Here is an 18822-nt window from a genome sequence, read left to right on the forward strand (position 1 = left end):
AGGAATACCAATTTAGGGGGAATTCACAAATGTCATGGAAGAAGCTAAGTGCAATTACGTTAACTGCGGCAATGGCGGTATCCGTATTCAGCGGCTGTGCCAAGAAAGAAGAGACCGGCAGCCAAAGTCAATCCAAGAGCCCATCTGCAACAGCTGCAACCGAGGAATTGGTAGATCTTGAAGTCTGGTACTCGAATCTCGGATTTAAGCCAATTGAGAAAGGCAGCAAACTATATGAGTTTTATAAAAAGGAGCTCGGTGTAGGAGTCATCCACCCTTATGTGGAATGGAACGGCGGGACATCCTATCTGAATCAGTTGAATTTGAAAATTGCAGCGAATGAAATGCCGGATATGTTCTTTCCACAGCAAGGCATGGAAGCAAGTCTAGCCAAGAACGGCGCCATAGCGGATTTGACGGAACTCCTTCCCAAATATGCACCCAATCTATGGAATGCGATTCCCAAAGATGTGTGGGATATTGTGAAGGCTAACGATCCTACAGGTCAAGGTCGCATTTATTATGTGCCTGGTGTGCTGGATTATGGAAGAATGGGCGGACTGATCCGCAAAGATTGGCTGGATAAAGTCGGCTTGCCGATGCCGAAGACGCAAGAAGATTTTGTCAAAGTGCTGGAAGCGTTCCGGGATAAAGATCCGAACGGTAACGGCAAGAAAGATGAACTTCCGACAGGTGGTCGTGAGCAGGCAGCATGGATGGATGAACTGTTCGCCATGTATGGTGTAGCTATGAATGAAGGTAAACCGGACTGGGACATCTACGATGGGAAGTTGACTTACGCAGCTGTAACGCCAAATATGAAAGCATCGTTGGAGTTTATTGCCAAGCTGTATAAAGATGGATTATTGGATAAAGAGACCCTTTTGAATAACAAGGCGCAATGGGACGGCAAAATCGATTCCGATAAGGTAGGCATATATTATCACTGGGCTGAGGATGCTGGTGGACACGTGGAGAAAATCTTCAAAAACACCAACGTGAAGGGTGACTACTCCGTTCTACCTATACCAGAAGTGCCAGGATTCAAAGGTTTCTATACACAGAAGAAGATGGGAAGCCCGATTTGGGTTGTCAAAAACAATAAGGATCAGAAGAAGCTGATGGCTACCATGAAGCTTTTGAATAATCTGTATGACAAGAGCAAATGGGAGAATCTATTCTACGGTGCTGAAGGGATGCACCATGAAGTGAAAGACGGCAAAAAGGTGTCCATCGCCCCAGATAAGAGCACGCAAGAGAATAAGCTGTTCCAGCCATTTAACGATCTAGATACGTTGGAATACAAAACCAATTTGTTGAAAAATGCGACTTCACCTGAGCGTCTATGGGCATTAGGGCAAAATACAAGAAACATGGCGGAGAATCAGAAATACGTGAAAACGATTGCGGGAGACGGTTTGCCTGCTAGTATCTATGATGGCTTGGCGGATATTAATAACCGTACACTGTATGTCGAGTATGTAACTAAGATTATCCTTGGGCAATACCCGATCAGCAAGTTTGATGAATTCGTCGAGAAGTGGAATAAGTCCGGCGGTGAAGAAGTAACGAAGCGTGCAAGAGAGTGGTATGCCAAAGTAAAAAAATAAAGTGCGGATGATGAATTCTCACAGAGGCAGTCCTACGATCATGGGCTGCCTCTCCATGTTAGAAAGGGAGGTTTCATGATGGAAAGATTTGCAAGAAGAGGCTTGTCGGCTATGCTAGCCTTGACGATGGTGATCAGCTTGTTCGCTGGGCTTGGCGTTCCTATCGCGAAAGCTTCTACCCAGCAATACAATGTAATCGCTTCCCAAGATAACTTTGTGAGGAAAACGGTTTCTAGTCCCGATTATAGCAATATGATTAATGGTGGGGATGGGGCAAATAAACCGCAATACCTGAACGTCAAAGAAGCTACAAGGGAGGCTTATCTGCAATTTGATCTAAGCAATTATCCCGAGCATATCACGTCGGCTACTTTGTACTTGTACGGTAGAAACTCTGAAACTGCACCTAACACGGTAACCGCAAAGGTATATGGCGTGAATACACCGAATGCCGACAATTGGAATGAGGGCACGATTACTTGGAATACGAAGCCTAGTCTCGGGAATAATGTAATCGGTTCCATGACATTCCCCCCTAACCTATCTGGTTCTGCTTGGGCAAGCTTAGACGTGACCGCTTTTATCCAAAGTGAGCTTACTGCGAATAAAATTGCCACGTTCGCTGTAGCGGGCTCGAATGCGTTGATCCGACTTGAATCCCATACCACCAGCGTTAATGATACAACAGGCCAAAAAGCTAAGCCGTATCTTGTGATTAACGGTACGCCTGCTTTGAAGGCAGTTACATTACAATCCGACGCATCATCAATCGGGCTGGGCCAAACGACAAACCTCACACAAATGGGGATGTTGGATACGAATATGCCAGCGAATTTATCTGGCGCGACCGTCCAGTATTCGAGCGATAGTCCACATATCGTAATCGATAACCCCTCTGTTGGTGTAGCTAGGGCCGTCTCTAACGGTACCGCCACTATCACAGCATCCGTCACGCTGGAGGGTGTCACAAAGACGGCTGCCATTTTGCTCACCGCTGATGGAGCTGCACCTGCCGAAGTTACTAATCTGTCAGGTAGCTTGGTTAACGGTGTGTACACGCTGACTTGGGCGGATCCAGCGGATGCCGATTATGCAGGTGTGAGCATTTATAATGGGAGCACACTCCTTGGCACTGTCGCCAAAGGCAATGCTGCCTTCCAAGCAGTCAATCTGAATGCTGGACAGTCCTATACGTTAACCTTGAAGACAACAGATTTGGCGGGTAACCTCTCGACGGGAACAAGCTACACGTTCGTCTACGAGGATCTGAATATTCTGAAGGAGGTAATACTGTCTCCTAGCACGGATATGGTGAAGCCAGGACAAACCGTTTCGTTTACTGTATCCGGAAAGATGAAAGACGGATCTACTGCAGATCTGTCACAGGCTAACGTAACCTATGTTAGCAACAGCGGCAGCCTCGCGTTCGCGAGTGCAGGAAATAGTGTGGCGAACGCGGTCTATGCGGGACCGGCCAATATTAAAGCGATTGTTAAGCTGGATGGCATTACGCAAGAGTCATCACCCGTGTTGGTTCGGGTATACCCTGTTGCTCAGGATCAGTATGATGAGCTGAGACTCAAGTATGTTCAGAAGCTGACCGGCTACGACCCCGACGATTCGTATGACGTGAAGGATCCGGATATCAATCTGATTATCCGTTCCTTGGACGGCGATGCCAAAAACTACTGGGACTCGCTGAATAAAACGACCTACACATGGGCGGATTTGACCTCGACGACCAAGTCGGTGGAGTTGGCAACAGCATCGTCCCGGCTGAGAGCGATGTCTAAGGCATGGGCGACTTACGGTTCGGTTTATTATCAAAACGAGGCGTTGGTTCACGACATTATCGAGAGCTGGGATCGTTTCAATGCGACGCGCTATAACGAGAACATCGCCATGTATGACAATTGGTTTGATTGGCGGGTCAATGTGCCCAACAATATTAATGACTCGATGATTCTTTTATACGAGACGATTCCATACAGTGCCCATCCCGATCTGATCGATAAGTTAAACCGGGGCATTGATAAGTTCGACCCTTCGGCCTCGTACACCGGGGCAAACCGTGTGTACATTAGCAAGGCTATAATTCTGAGAGGAATTACGGGAAAGAACAGCAGCAGAATTCAAATGGGCTCGGGCGGACTGACGGACGTGTTCCCGAATGTGAAGTCCGGTGACGGATTCTATGATGACGGTTCTTTCATTCAGCACGATTATTTCCCTTATGCCGGTGGATACGGCAAAGCGCTTCTACAGGACATTACGGATACATTATGGTTAGTAAGCGGCAGTGAATGGGATAACGAAGACCCACAGAAGTCGAATATTTTCGACTGGTACTTTGAAGCGTTCGACCCCAACATGTACAAAGGACAAATCATCAATGCGATCGACGGCAGGGAAATATCCAGAGAGTATACCTTCTTGGGATATGGCATCGTCAATGCGCTGCTGACACAGGTTGAACTAGCCGGAAACCCATTTGTGGAGAGACAGAAAAGCGCGATCAAATACCATATTGAAAATGCCAGCGTCCGATCTTTTCTGAGCACATCAACCATCTGGAGTATGCAAAAAGCTAAGAAAATTCTAAATGACCCGACGGTTCAGGCTTACACGCCGCCTAGTGGCAACTTTAATTTTTACAATCAAGACAACGTGGTTCACAGAGGCAACGACTGGCTATATAGCATCTCGATGCACTCAGACCGCATAGCGAACTATGAGACCGTAAGCAATGAAAACCTGAAGGGCTGGTATGAAGCCGACGGCATGACTCAGCTCTACCTAGATCCCTTGGATTATCTGTCTCTATTCTGGACCACGGTAGATCCAAGCCGTTTGCCAGGTATAACTGTCGACCGAGATGTGAATCGGCCTGCAGCTACATCCGCCAACCGTCCCTACGTGGATATAAGCAAGTTCGCAGGTGACGGGGAGTTGATGACAAACAGCTGGACTGGCGGCGTATCGATGGATCGTGAATACGGTACGGCAGGCATGGACTTCAAACAGCATAATTATTCGGATATGGATGTTTCGGCTAAGAAGTCTTGGTTTATGTTTGATGATGAAATTGTCGCGTTAGGCGCAGGCATCACTAGTTCCTCTGATAGACCTATCGAGACGATCGTGGACAATCGCCCCTTGAATGCGAGCGGTGACAATGCGCTAACCGTCAATGGCACAGTGAATCCTACACCCATGGGACAACAAGCGAATCTTGACGACACCCAGTGGATTCATCTAGAAGGCACGGGGGGATACGTATTCCCCGGAGGTACGGATGTTCAGATGTTGAGAGAAGAGCGGGAGGGTAAATCGAAAGATATTAACGAGAAGTTCTTCTTCCCCGGCTATGACGAATTCAACAGTGTCAACCGTGCAACCAACTGGTCATGGCTTCGCGAGGATCGGACGCATTATGCTCTGACAGGCAGCGAGCTGCAGATTACTTCACAGCAGGGAACCTTGCGGGAGAGCGCTAATTCCACTCCGAACCTGTTCCAGACCGCAGCACCTAAGGAAGATTTCTATCTAACAACGTCACTAGACTTCTCACCAACGCAGCAGGGGCAGGAAGCAGGCATCATCATCCGCAAGGATGACGATAATTACGTATCTGTGGCAAAAGGGATGACCGCTCAGGGCAACCGAATTATCGCCATCAACGAGGTCGGGGGCATTGCGCAGGCCGATGACTTCCCTATCCCAGCAGCAGTGACGGGGGATGTATTCCTGAAGATTGACAAAAGCGGCGATCAATACACGGTTTATGCCAGCAACAGCGAAGCGTCTTGGGGCGAACCACTGTACACGTTCACGAACCCACTGGCGGGTACGGATCGGCTCAACATGGGTGTGAAAATGGGGCTCTATGCACAAAGCGGCACAGGGACGGACATGGAAGCACTGGCCGGATTCGACTTCTTCCATATCTGGCATACGCGGAATTACATGACGTTATGGTTGAACCACGATGTTAGACCTCATGATGCGGCATACAGCTATATTCAACTGCCCAAGAAGGACGCCGCAGATGTGGCTGCCTATAGTGTGACACCAGATGTAACGATCCTATCGAATACCTCTGACGTACAGGCTGCAACGGATACGACATTGGGCATCACAGGCATGAATTTCTGGAAGCGAGGGATATTGGGCAGCGTAAAAGCGAATGATCCCTCTTCCCTCATGGTAAAGGAAGCTGGCAATGAACTGCAGCTATCGGTTTCTGATCCGACCCACAAGCAGGACAAAATCAGCTTCGAGATCAAGAAGCAGGGCATTGGCGTGATCAGCAAGGATAGTACAGTGACTGTACTTCAGCTATCCCCGACGATCAAGTTCGAGGTGGATACGACGGTTGACCCAGGAAAAACCCATAACGTGAGTTTCACGCTCGATCCGTCTACTGAAGTCGCTGACTTTACGGTCCCTGTTCTGGCGTCGGCAGAATTTGATGCTAAATTCCGTGTTGTCGGAATTGGAAGTTCCGCAGTTCCGGTGTTGACCGCAATCTTGGATGATCAAGGTGCGGTGGATTTAAGTCAGGCAGGCGTATCGTATTCCAGCAGTAATGAGACAGTTGCTGTTGCAGATTCAGCAGGAACCATCACGGCAATCCGTCCCGGCACAGCTGAGATCGAAGCTGTAGTTGATCTGAATGGCGTCACGAAGAGTGCTAAAGTACAAGTGCTGGTGCCTTCGGCCAATCCGACGGTAACGACACGGTTTCCGGGCAAGGATACGTTTATCCGCTCCGGTATTTATCAAGAGGATACGTATGGCAATGATACGAAACTGTATGTGAAGAACGCCGGGGGAGACGATTTCCGTGAAGCTTATTTTACATTTGACCTGAGCGGTATTGCTGGAGAGATTGAATCGGTTAAGTTCCACGCGATAGGAAAATTGGAAGATACCGGCGGCACCTTCGTCGACACCGTTGTGAAGCCTGTTTTGAATAGCTGGGATGAAGCTTCGGCTAAGTATACAAACAAGCCGTCCCTGGGCCAGGCGATTTCAGGAGAAAATCGATTTACGAATATAGAAGCCGATAAAAGCTATGATATTACCGAGTTTGCGAGGGAACAGTTGAGGAACGGATCAACGCTGGATCTGGCGCTTGTTCAGGAAGTGCTGGTAGGGCGGAAGATGTTCGTATATTCTAGCGAAAACACAAACAAACAGCCGTATCTCGAAGTGGTTACTCACACATATGACGGAACCGTTCATGATGCTGCTATAAACCCGATTTTAGCAAATTTCGATAAAAATGTGGGCAGCGCAGAGTTTAAGGATATCGCTATAGCGGTATCCCTGAACGGTAATCGTCTGGAAAGCATCAGTGATGGCAGCACAACATTGGTGGAGGGAAGGGACTACTCGGTTGTCGGCAACCGGGTTACCTTGAAAAAAGCATATCTTGTTGCGCAGCTGCTAGGTTCTTTGGCATTGAAATTTGAATTCAGCGCAGGGGCTGATGTATCGCTTGTGGTAACTATCACAGATACAACGCCTCTGCCTAGCGCTGGAGGGGATGATCCGGATGAGGAATCAGGTTCGGAGCCAAGTCCGCAAACCACGCCAGTCAAACCTTCCGAATCCAATTCATTGCTTGTGAATGACACCGACGGCGTGAAGGTGACAGTCGCAGGGGAAACGGAGACGCGATCAGACGGTACCAAGATCACCAAACTTCAAGTCGGTACGGAAACATTGTCTCAAGCCTTTGAAATGATTGAGGGACAAAAAACGCAACAAACGATTACGATTCAAGTGGATGCCGAGCATGCGGGTATGAGCGTAGTACTGCCGGCATCGGCGATAGCTCAAGCCGCCAATAATACCCCATTGGCGGCTATCTCCATCCAAGCTGGCAAATACGGTTATGTTTTGCCAGTTAATGCGATTCATCTGGCAGATGCGGCGAAATCGCTAGGAAGCGATATCAAAGATTTAAACATCGTTGTCTCCGTCGTGCAGGTCGATGACACGGAGAGGAAAGCCATTGAAGACAGCTCACGTGTTGCTGGGGTTAAGCTTCTGGCAGCACCTGTCGACTTTCACGTCAGCGTAGAAGGCAACGGGAAGACGCAAGTCATCGACAACTTCGGCAGTATGTACATATCCCGTTCCGTTGTTATAGACGGATCTGTGAACATCGATCAGACGACGGTTCTACTCTATGACCCAGCAACTGGCAGCATGACTTTCGTACCAGCTACTTTTAAAGTCAAGGATGGCCAAACGACAGTAACCATTATCCGCAATGGCAACAGCATCTACACGATCGCTGAAACGAATACATCATTCACGGATCTTGCACAGCATTGGGCGAAAGCGGATATCGAACAGCTGGCGGCCAAGATGATTGTGAACGGCCTAAGCAAAGATGTTTTTGTTCCGGATCAGCGTATGACACGTGCTGAGTTTGTCACTTTATTGGTAAGGGGGCTTGGCCTTACGGAGGATCGAAGCGCGTCACACTTTGCGGATATTTCCAATGATGATTGGTTTGTCGGTTCAGTCGGGGCTGCTGTAAAGGCAGATCTGATTGATGGCTTCGAAGACGGAACATTTCAACCGGAAGGAACTTTGACACGTGAGCAGCTAGCCGTTTTGATGGTTAGAGCAATGGCAGCGGTTAATGGGATAGCGAAAGCAAGTGTAAACAGTGAACACACACTTAACCAATTTACCGATCGAAACACTATATCCAGTTGGGCGGTCACATCCGTTGGTGAAGCATTGAACATGAACATCATGAGTGGAATGACCGCTACTGCATTCCAGCCTCCCACAGAGGCTTCGCGGGCTCAAGCAGCCGTCATGCTGAAGCGGGTGCTGCAGAAGCTTGGGTTTATGAATGAATAGGAATGCGCCACAGTTGGAATCTAACGGCTGTGGCCTCTTTCATGAAGGAGAGGGAGCCGTGGAGCGACAATATCGATATTTTCATCGAATTATAGCCTATATGGAAGGGAATTATATGAAGGATTTGTCTTTGGAACAGCTGTGTGAAGAGGTTTCCTTAAGTACCACCTATGTCAATCATATTCTCAAGAGCTGTACCGATCGGACATTTATTCATTTATTAAATGAAATGCGAATTAAGAAGGCTTGTGAGTATCTGGAGGAAGATCGGTTGAAAGTCAGAGAAATCGCAGAAAAAACCGGGTTTCAAAGCTCGAAATATTTCATTAAAATCTTTAAAGATATGCAAGGGGTTACACCTGGTCAATATAAACGCTGAACAATTACGAGGGACGGCAGATTCTTCTGCCATCCCTGTATTTGCAGGCCTACTCACCTTCTCGATACATCAAGGGATTGAGTGGACTATTGAGGAGATCTCCTGGTTTCAGGCCTGGCATCCAACGAGCAAGGTCATTTTTACGCGCGTTAGTATCCGGTTCTAGCACCGTCGTCCGATCTGCTACGTAGATGATGGTCATGACCTCGCGCGTGTTAGGCGTCGGATTGCCGGGAGCGCTGTGCAATGTCCATCCTGCGTGAAACGTTGCGTCACCGGCTGCCATCGCACCGTATGAAACAAGTGGGTAATTCTCCGATTCGATATACTCGGCAAGCGTCTTGTGCGATTCATCGGAAATGACCAGCTTGCTGATGTATCCACGCTTATGGGATCCGGATGCAAACTGCATGGAGCCCACCTCTTGTGGGATGTCGACCAACGGCATCCACAGCGTAATCGTATTTTCGGTATCGATTGGCCAGTAAATCTGATCTTGATGCCATGGGGTATGGCCGCCGCCCGGTTCCTTGAACAGTGCCTGATCGTGATACATTCGCACACCGGAGACGCCCATCAATTGCGCGGCAATTTTGGCGAAGCGGCGCATGAATACGAGGGGACGGACGGCTTCACTGTTCTCCCATAGGTTGCTAATCTGGATGAACGCCTTGCCATAGGTGTCTCTTTCGTGCAGCGGGCGGGTTTCATTGTTTAGCCGAGTCACTTCGGACTGGATGAGGGGGCGATACTGATCGATGACGGACTGTGTAGCCACGCCTTTCAGAAGCAGATGTCCATCCTGCCGATACGAGGTAATTTGTTCCTCGGTTAGCCTATAATCCTGATTCAGATTTTTCTCAACTTGAATATTGTCGTACATGTGGAATCACTCCTTATTTGTTGTTAACTCAACTATAACGCAGAAAGTGTTGTTATAATTTAGATTAAGGAGGGAATAAGTTGGATTTTTCCGATATTTGTTATCCGAGAAGAAAACAGTGCACGGCGGCGGATTTGTCGCCAAGCGTTCATTGGGCTCAACGTCATATAACAAAACGCAACAAGGAATATCCAGAACGGCTGATTTACGATCATGAGCTTCTGTATGTGCAGACTGGCGATATCGAGGTGAATGTCAACGGGAAGGCCTATCATGCCACAACTGGATCACTGGTGTACTTCGGTGCTGGTGTTCCTCATCGGATCAAGGTGCTTAAAGGAACAGAGGCCAACTTTCTCGGTATTCATTTCGATTATTTCGATGAGCATGAAGTGTCGCGAGACGAAGACATTATTGTCGTCGAGCCGAATCCCGGACGGGAGCGGTTTTGTGCGGAGCCAAAGATCGAGGAACTGGCTGTGCCTTCCGAGATCCCGGTGAGGATTCCACCGGCTTCCATTGTCGCTGCCATGGAAAGGGTTATCGAAGAGTTCACGCACAGGCAATCGGGATATGAGGCGATCGTGCGGGGTTATATGCTTCAAATCGTTGTTGAGCTGCTGCGGGTACCATCAGGCGAGGTGACGGAAGCTTCGCATTTGGTGAAGCTGGAAGAATTACGCCAGTGGATTCAGCAAAGGTACAGTAGTGACTGTTCAAACACTGCTCTGGCGGCGCGTGTCAATTGGAACGAAGATTATCTGGCAAAGCTATTCAAAACAGCATTTGGAATTACGCCAAATAAATACGTACAATCAGTCCGTCTCAGGGAAGCTAAACGGCTTCTACGGGAATCTTCTCATTCCGTCGAGGAAATCGCTGGTTTGATAGGCTATGCTGATCTTCATTACTTCAGTCGGCTGTTTAGCCAAAGAGAAGGGATACCACCTAGGGAATATCGCAGGCTGGCATCCGTCTATTAAACCAAAGGACAGCGGATTATTCCGCTGCCCTTTGGTTTTATTGGTTTACATTACCCGATATAACACTCATCAATGATTCTCCGTCCAAATAATTAGGGGTTACGCGGCCGTCGGTCATGGTGTTATTCGTAACTTGGACATTGCTGATGGACCAGGTGCCAGTCGCTTGAAAACAAGTGATCAGGCCGTAACTGTTTCCGTCAATGATGGTTAATTGATTATGATCTATATAGAAATTGTTGAAATAATTGTCAGAAGGCTTGCCACTCGTATAATTAATAGCAATTCCGGAGGCCTTGGAATTGGTTGCCGTGTAGGAAACTTGCGAGATAATGTTATTGATGATATCCAATTTATTGCTGGTGCCTTTTGGATAATCTGGCCAGTAGGCAATAGAAGCGTGTTTGTTGTTATATAGGGTATTTCCTTTAACGATGCCTGTGCTGCGCATCGAAATGGCAGACCCGTCAAGACTGTCGTGAATGCGATTGTTTTGAATGGTCATATCTGGAGCCTTTGCATAGATGCCGTGGTAAGGAGCGCTGGCGGAGAAAGGATTGCGTCCCGTATTATAAATATCGTTATTGTCAATGAGTACATTGGCATTATCGGCTTCTACCGTAATGCCGTTACCGTCTACATTGTAGATCTGGGAATTCTTTACCGTGATATTGCTTCCGCCATAAATATGTATGGCATGCGCATGAAAGTCAGTTCCCGTCCAGGTTAACTCTTTAATCACGGAATTGTCGACCACAATATTATCAGACCTGTACAAATACATCCCCATACCAAATTCATTACCATTGTCGGTGATGTTCCTCACAGTTGAATTTTTTATTTGAATATTGTTGGAATTAGAGATCAGCATACCTAGATCATTGCTGACGTTATGGATAGTGGTGCCTATAATCAAAATATTCTCGCGAGATGCAACTTCCAAACGTGTGGTTTTGTCTACATTCTGATATACCCAGTTCCATGAACCTGAGGGCCACCCGGTTGTATCCACCGATGTCAGCTTCCATTGCTGCGTAGTCCAGCCACTATACGTTACATTTTTCACGGCAACTCCGTTGCCGGCGGTATCTCCGGTCAGCGCTTTCCCATTACATTCCAGCTTGAAATTCCCGTTCCCCAGATCCGTAATGGTCCACTGCTGTGTGGTCCAACCACTGTAAGCGGCCGTTTTTACCGGATCCCAATCGGTGGAACTGTTCAAGGTTAGAGCTTTGCCAGCCGCCTCGATTTTATACTTTCCATTTCCTATGCTTGTAATTGTCCAAACACTCCCGCCTTGTGTGGCGTTTTTGCTGTAATTATTCACATTGCTCCAATCCGAGATAGATGTTACCTCTGCGAAATAAGCGTCATTGTTGTGACTGATCCGAACTTTGCCAGTTGGCGGTTCAGCAGCACGGCTTCGTGTAGGATTCCATGTAACCGCTAACAAAAGTGCGAATGCCAAGAGTGATAGTAAGACATACTTGCTCTTTATGGACATAATTATTCTCCTCCCATACTCATCGGTTAATTACTTGCACAGTGAATAGATCCACCTGTAGTAAGGATAAACCGCAGAAGGAACCGCGTAAATTCCAATATATCGAAATACATACCTTAATTTAAAACTCGGCAAACTTACTCAGATATGGTGAGCACGTGCTCAGATTCCTAAATTAATGATTCATTCTACATAATGATCAGTGCCATTCCAGATTTTGATGATGAGTTTGGGTTTTGACGATTTCCTAATTGTAAGGGTTTCCATATGATGAGTGTAATTGCTTGTACGCTAATCTGCCCTGTTGCCGAAGAGCGCAATCATAACGAAGAGGTGATGTTGAATTGAAGAAGGGAAATGCGAAACGGATAATCAGCTTGCTGCTTGCAAGCGCTTTAACTTTAGCCGGACTGCCTGCAGGGTTCTCCAAAGCGCATGCCGATAGTGCTGTGGCAGGAACGCCGGGGGGCGTAGATGAGAGCTTGCTGAAATTATGGTTAAAAGCGGATCCGGCTAGTATGACCGTAAATGGGAGCGGGGAAGTAACTGTTTGGAAGGACAGCAGTCCGAACGGGAATGATTTCATTAATGATGGGACAGTGGGTGACAGTAGTCCCCGGGCGAACCCGAAGTATGTTCCCTCTAATTCTTCGCTGAATTACCAGCCTGCGGTGCAATTCATTCGTTCAGGCAGCGCAGGCAAAGGCAGTCTCTTGGTAGACAGGGACGGGCTGTTCGTACAAGATGAAGTCGTAGATCGCGCAAGTGTGTATGTGACGGCCGGCGGATTGTCGGAAACGAATAAGTCTTCACAAATTTTCTATGAAACGTTACAAGGGAAAGGGAAATTGGGAGCATACATTCCTTTCTACTCTAATCCTAACACCCAAATATTGTGGGATGCGGGGGATCTCGCCTCAGGTAACAATCCACGTCTTACAACAGGGTATAGCGTCCCTCTTCGTCAATATAACAGTTGGGGATTTCAATTCGATTCGCAGCCAGTGACAGGAAATGTCTATCAATCCGTTACGCTGGACGGTCAATCGTATGCGACTTCAACAGCTTCACGTCTTCCGATGAAAGGAGTCGGGAGCAATCCGATGACAATTGGCTCTGCACTTAGCGGCGGCTCCGGTTACGACGGACAAGTGGGCGAAATGATTGTATTCAATGGTGCACTGACCACGATGCAGCACAATCAAGTTCAAACGTACATGGCCCTCAAATTCGGAACACCGCTGAAAGGGAAGGATTACGACTCGGCAGGGGTGTCTCCACAAGTGGTGTGGCCGTCTACGCTTAACGCGGCATTTAACAATAATGTAGCAGGCATTGCTAAGGATGAGGAAGGTGCATTGGCGCTGGACACGAGCCGAAGCAGTGAAGGTCCTGCATCTTCACAGGTCATCATAAGCGCCAAACAAACGATGGTCGATAAACAGTATCTACTCTGGGGAGATAACGGCAGCACCGCTCCTTGGACACCATACGGGTCGGGCTTCAAGCGCTTGTCGCGAACTTGGAAGGCTCAGAACACGGGTAATGTTGGCGCTGTGCAGGTCGCATTTCCGCAAGGGATGCTTCCGTCAGGCGGGCTTTTGTTAACGAGCAGCAGCGGTGATTTCAGCGATGCCGTGTCTCTCCCGCTAACCCAGGTTAACTTGCATGGGGAGACTTACTATGCAGCGGATGTGACGCTTGCCAACGGTTCGTATTTTACCTTTGCAGAGAAATTGCCGGACATTCAGCTATCTGCCTTAAACGTCTGGGCGGGTAGTCAGCTTCTGGGGATGACATCATCTTTCTTACCGACCAAGCTAGACGGTTATGAGGTGACGGTTCCTGCGGATACCGACACGATCCGATTGGAATCGCATGCGGACGCGGGGATTTCCGTGGATGCGACGCTGACGAACAACGCAGTGGCGAACCAGCCAGTTGGGGATATGAACCAGATTGCCATGACGCCTGGGATTAATAAGATGAAGGTGAACGCATCCAGCGGCAGCTCGATGAATACGTATGCCTTGCAAGCGTATCGGTTATCGGCCAAAGGAACGAACGGCCGCATACCGATGAACGCTACTACAGTGACTGCTAGTTCGTACCAACCGAACACAACGAATATTCCGGCCAATGTCGTGGATGGGATCTGGGATGGCGATGTGCGTTGGTCGGCTTCGGGGCAAGGGGAGTGGCTGCAGTTCGATATGGGTCAGCCGGAGACAGTAACGTATCTGAACATTGCATTTCTGAATGCGATTGACCGGGTGTCTTCCTTTGAAATTTTAGGCTCGAATCAGGCGGATTTCCAGCAATCGACGGTTCTGCTGCCCAAACGAAGCTCCCGAGCACTTCGTGTAGGTGACAGTATTTTGCAGCCTTATGTACTGGGTCAGCCTGGAGCCTACCGCTATTTACGGTTGGTTGGGTATGGCAATAGTGCATCAGGAAGTTCAAGCAGTTGGAATAGTATTACCGAAGTTGAGCTTTACACGGGAACACCACCAGAAGTGACTGAGCCGACAGGGCCAACTGGCCCGCCGCAAGCGGGGGATAAGCCGGTAGAGCCGTTGCCACCAGTACAAGTTGTCCGTGTGAATACGGCAAGCGAGTTGCAGGCCGCGCTCGATCAGGCTGCTCCAGGCACGACAATTGAGTTGCAGAATGGCACCTACGAGCAGCAAGGGCCTTTCATCATCAAGGACAAGAAAGGAACGGCTGCGCAACCGATTCGGGTGGTGGCTGTGGAGCAAGGGAAGGCGATTATCGCTGGGGACAGCTATATGTATATCCACAATGCCAGCTACGTCAGTGTGGAAGGGCTTATGTTTCATTCCGGCGGCGGGTCGGAGAATAGCGAAGATTCGTTGCGAAGCCGAGGTGTTGTTGACGGTAACTTTTTAGACACTTTGAAAGGGTTGCACCCTGGTGTAGAGCTGTATGACACCAACAATGTCTCCATCCTGCGCAACACGTTTGCCTTAGATGAAACGGGGCAGAAATTCCGGTTTTCAAAGACTGAGAACGGTGTGAATAAGATCATCTGGTGCGTCATCGGTGTGGAGAACAGCTGCCGTTATGGCAGCGAATATAACGCTAACAACGCCGTCTATACAGGGGAAACGTCGCATACACCAGGCTCAACGCTGCTCACGGATGGCGGAACGGATCGGCATTATATCCGGGTAGAGGGCAACGGCAGTCATAACCGGATTGCCTACAACGATATTGGACCGAAGACTGGCTTTGGCGCTGCAATTACGTACGATGGCAAAGATATGGTTTCGCAATACGACGTGATTGAGTACAATTATTTCCATGATATGGGTCCACGGGTATCCAATGGGATGGAAGCGATTCGTCTCGGACTCTCAGGATTGTCTCTGGTGCCCGGCCATGTGACCGTGCAATACAACCTGTTTGATGGCTTGAACGGCGAAGATGAGATCGTGTCGGTGAAAAGCAGCGACAATACGATTCGGTACAACACGATTCTGAATTCCTTCGGAGGCATGGTGGCTCGCCATGGTCATCGTAACAGCTTCTATGGTAACTTTATTATTGCAGACGGGAAAAAAGAAGGTACCAGTGGCTTCCGTATTTATGGGAATGATCATCAAATTTATAACAATTACATGGAGGGCTTGACCGACGATGCCGTTACAGTTGATGGCGGCACGGAGGATGCCGGGCCGGATGGTTCTGCGAATCCGATGATCCACTGGGGGATCGGCGTGAATGAGGTGGCTCCACTCCGGAGCTTGTCAGAGGAAAGACAGACGGAATTGCTTCGCGGACATTGGCGGCAATATAACGTACAGATTTTTAATAATACGATCGTCAATTTAGCCAGCAAAGCTTCCGCGCTGAAAATGGACAAACGGACATTCGAGCCGACTGGGACGCAAGTGTATAATAATGTGATCTTCAGCAATGCGGGAACCATATTTAATGAGACCAATAAAATTACGGTTGATGGCAGACCCAACTATGTTGGCAACATGACCGATGGCCTTGCGGCTGTGTCAGCAACTGCGAGTGTTGTCAACGCCACGTACAAAGGTGACTTGAAGTTGGTTCGCGGCATCGACGGACTGATCCGGTTATCGCCGTTAAGCCCTGCGGTTGATGCAGCCCAAGGACCGTACCTGCCGGCGGATGATATGGACGGCCAAAGACGGACGAATACAGTCGACGTCGGAGCAGATGAATATGTGCCTGCGAGCGTGCTGACGCAGCGACCGCTAACGTCGGCCGATGTTGGGCCAGCCGCAGGACGGAACGTACCGGTGGAAGAGGAGAAGCCGGCCCTAAGCAGCCTTCAAATTAGTTCGAATCTGACAATCGCACCGGCATTCAGTTCGGAGATCACTTACTACACCGTGACGGTCCCAACGGGGATTAACAGTTTGACATTGACGCCGACTTCGATCGGTCAGGGGGCTGCGATTCAAGTGAGCGTAGACGGTGGTGCGCAGCAGTCCGTTATTAGCGGCAGTGAGAGCAGATCACTAGCCATTGCCGCCAGAGGCAGTGTAGTTCTGTTGGATGTGTCTATGCCATCCGGTGTACATAAAACCTACACACTACTGGCACAGCGTCCACCGGCAAGTGGTTCATCTTCATCGGGATCCACATCGGGGTCTACCCCGGTGCCTGTACCAACACCAACGCCGAAGCCAATACCGGAACCGAGTAAACCGCCTGTAATTCCTACAGATACGTCCAAACAGCAATCATTCGCTGATGTGCCGAATCACTGGGCGTCGGAGGTTATCTCTCGCGCTGCTGCCAAAGGCATCGTGAACGGTTACACAGATGGCAGCTTCAAACCTGACGAGCCCATGACGAGAATGCAATTTGCAGCTATGCTGGTTCGAGCTCTTGGTTTGAAGGCCGAAACGTCAGCGACTAAGTTTGCCGATGGGGCAGACATACCAGCCTGGGCAGTCGGCGAATTGGGGGCAGCGCTGAAAGCGGGCATTTTACAAGGCTATGAAGACGAGTCCTTGCGGCCTAATAAACCGATCAACCGAACAGAAATGGTTGCTATGCTAATAAGGGCTTATAATCAACATGGGGGAGTTTCATCCCAAGTATCATTTAGCGACATTTCCCAAATTCCAGCTTGGGCATTGCCAGCCATTTCGCAAGCCGTTTCCCTAGGGCTAGTAACCGGGCGTGAGCAAAATATGTTCGAGCCGTTAGCTGGAGCAACGAGAGCGGAAGCGGTAACGATTATTATGCGGTTATTGGAACGATAACGTCATTTCGATCTCATGTACAACTTCACTTAAAGGGTAGATCATATGCAGTAGGCCTGGCATCCCGTTTTTTTGGGGATCTGGCCTGCTGCATTTAGTGCTTTGTTTGCTTATATGAAGGGAGAATTTAAAGATGGAACATTTTGGCCAAATAAATAAAGAACATTGGAGCTTATACGTCGATCTGACTGCAATAATCCAACAGGCTGATGCCTGCCTGACGACTCTTCCTGTACAGATTACGGATGAGATAGCCCCTCATAGCCCTGGAAACGCTCATGACTATTATTCAAACGGCGATTATTGGTGGCCAAATCCCGATACGCCAGATGGATTGCCGTATGTACGCCGTGATGGCGAGAGTAATCCAAATAATTTTCATGCACATCGGATTCTGCTTCGCCGAATGCGATCTCGAGTCGCTTGTCTGGCTGCCGCATACCGGATAACGGGTGAGCAGCGGTACGCTTCCCACGCCGTTCGGCTGCTAGACGCATTCTTTGTCAATGAGAGCACACGAATGAATCCGCATCTGCTTTACGCACAAGCTGTGCCTGGCGTTTGCGACGGGAGAGGGATCGGTGTGATTGATACGCTGCATTTGATTGATGTGGCAACAGCTGTTCAGATTCTACAACGCAGTCATATGTCCTTAGCAGATTCTCTCGTCCTACAAAATGTTTCCGCATGGTTCACAGATTACTTGAAATGGATGAATGAGCATCCGCAAGGGGTAGAAGAGAGAAACGAACCAAACAATCATGGGGTATGCTGGTATGTGCAGGCGGCCGCATTCGCACGGTTGACCTGTCAACATACGATGCTGGATTGGTGCAGAGAACAATACAAGACCAAACTACTGGTCGAACAGATGGCCACAGATGGCAGTTTTCCAAGGGAATTGTCCCGTACAAAGCCCTATGCCTACTCTCTTTTTACACTCGATAATTTCGTTACGCTTACGCATCTTCTTTCTACGCCTAACGATAATTTGTGGAAATTTCAGCTGTCAGATGGCAGAGGCATAGAGAAAGGGATCAACTTTTTATTACCCTATATAGAAAATAAGCAAACTTGGCCCTATGGCCGAGATGTCGAATATGATGCGCAATGGCCTGTAGCTATGTCATTTTTACTGTTTGCAGGGTTGGTTTATGATTCTGAAAGGCTTCTTGCGTTATGGCATAAATTAGATCAAAAGCCGAAAGAAGATGAACTGCGGCGGAATATGGCTATTAAGCAGCCGCTGCTTTGGATATGAGGGACTTAAATCCGAGACGGGTTCCTCTATTTTCGCTATAATAT

The 18822-nt window shown here is 48.6% G+C and carries 8 protein-coding genes; 6 read left to right on the plus strand and 2 right to left on the minus strand.

The annotated features are described in order from the left end of the window. The first annotated feature begins 29 nt into the window (after positions 1–29). From ASL11_RS22025 to ASL11_RS22035, 3 genes are all read left to right on the plus strand, one after another. On the plus strand, positions 30–1610 hold the full coding sequence (locus ASL11_RS22025) for an extracellular solute-binding protein (protein ID WP_056619712.1): 1581 nt from the start codon (positions 30–32) through the stop codon (positions 1608–1610). Positions 1611–1685: 75 nt separating this feature from the next. Further along, on the plus strand, positions 1686–8498 hold the full coding sequence (locus ASL11_RS22030; RefSeq protein ID WP_082595680.1) for a polysaccharide lyase family 8 super-sandwich domain-containing protein: 6813 nt from the start codon (positions 1686–1688) through the stop codon (positions 8496–8498). 58 nt (positions 8499–8556) lie between these two features. Further along, positions 8557–8877, plus strand: coding sequence for a helix-turn-helix domain-containing protein (locus tag ASL11_RS22035; protein ID WP_056619721.1), 321 nt, complete (start codon positions 8557–8559; stop codon positions 8875–8877). A 49-nt stretch (positions 8878–8926) separates the two neighbouring features. Here the strand turns inward: ASL11_RS22035 and ASL11_RS22040 are convergent, their stop codons facing one another. Continuing rightward, positions 8927–9760 carry a phytanoyl-CoA dioxygenase family protein gene (locus tag ASL11_RS22040; RefSeq protein WP_056619724.1) on the minus strand — a complete coding sequence of 278 codons (834 nt, stop codon included), beginning with the start codon at positions 9758–9760 and terminating at the stop codon, positions 8927–8929. Between the two features lie 80 nt (positions 9761–9840). Between ASL11_RS22040 and ASL11_RS22045 the strand changes: the two genes are divergently transcribed. Beyond that, positions 9841–10743: an AraC family transcriptional regulator gene (locus tag ASL11_RS22045; protein WP_056619728.1), complete on the plus strand. Its 903-nt coding sequence runs from the start codon at positions 9841–9843 to the stop codon at positions 10741–10743. Between the two features lie 37 nt (positions 10744–10780). Here ASL11_RS22045 and ASL11_RS22050 read toward each other — a convergent pair whose 3' ends face one another. Next, positions 10781–12247, minus strand: a complete 1467-nt coding sequence (locus ASL11_RS22050; RefSeq protein ID WP_056619730.1) for a right-handed parallel beta-helix repeat-containing protein — start codon at positions 12245–12247, stop codon at positions 10781–10783. A 344-nt stretch (positions 12248–12591) separates the two neighbouring features. On the opposite strand from ASL11_RS22050, the gene ASL11_RS22055 reads away from it, so the two are divergent. Further along, a complete protein-coding gene (locus tag ASL11_RS22055) occupies positions 12592–17517 on the plus strand; it encodes an S-layer homology domain-containing protein (RefSeq protein ID WP_056619731.1) in 4926 nt (1641 codons plus the stop codon). A 133-nt stretch (positions 17518–17650) separates the two neighbouring features. Further along, positions 17651–18778 carry an alginate lyase family protein gene (locus tag ASL11_RS22060; RefSeq protein ID WP_056619732.1) on the plus strand — a complete coding sequence of 376 codons (1128 nt, stop codon included), beginning with the start codon at positions 17651–17653 and terminating at the stop codon, positions 18776–18778. Positions 18779–18822 lie beyond the last annotated feature (44 nt).

This window comes from Paenibacillus sp. Soil750 (assembly GCF_001428045.1).
Lineage (GTDB): Bacteria > Bacillota > Bacilli > Paenibacillales > NBRC-103111 > Paenibacillus_E > Paenibacillus_E allorhizoplanae.

Bases quoted from the DNA above. Each gene is read 5' to 3' on its own strand.
- ASL11_RS22025 (WP_056619712.1), top strand. From the start codon at position 30: ATGTCATGGAAGAAGCTAAGTGCAATTACGTTAACTGCGGCAATGGCG.
- ASL11_RS22030 (WP_082595680.1), top strand. From the start codon at position 1,686: ATGATGGAAAGATTTGCAAGAAGAGGCTTGTCGGCTATGCTAGCCTTG.
- ASL11_RS22040 (WP_056619724.1), bottom strand. From the start codon at position 9,760: ATGTACGACAATATTCAAGTTGAGAAAAATCTGAATCAGGATTATAGG.
- ASL11_RS22050 (WP_056619730.1), bottom strand. From the start codon at position 12,247: ATGTCCATAAAGAGCAAGTATGTCTTACTATCACTCTTGGCATTCGCA.
- ASL11_RS22060 (WP_056619732.1), top strand. From the start codon at position 17,651: ATGGAACATTTTGGCCAAATAAATAAAGAACATTGGAGCTTATACGTC.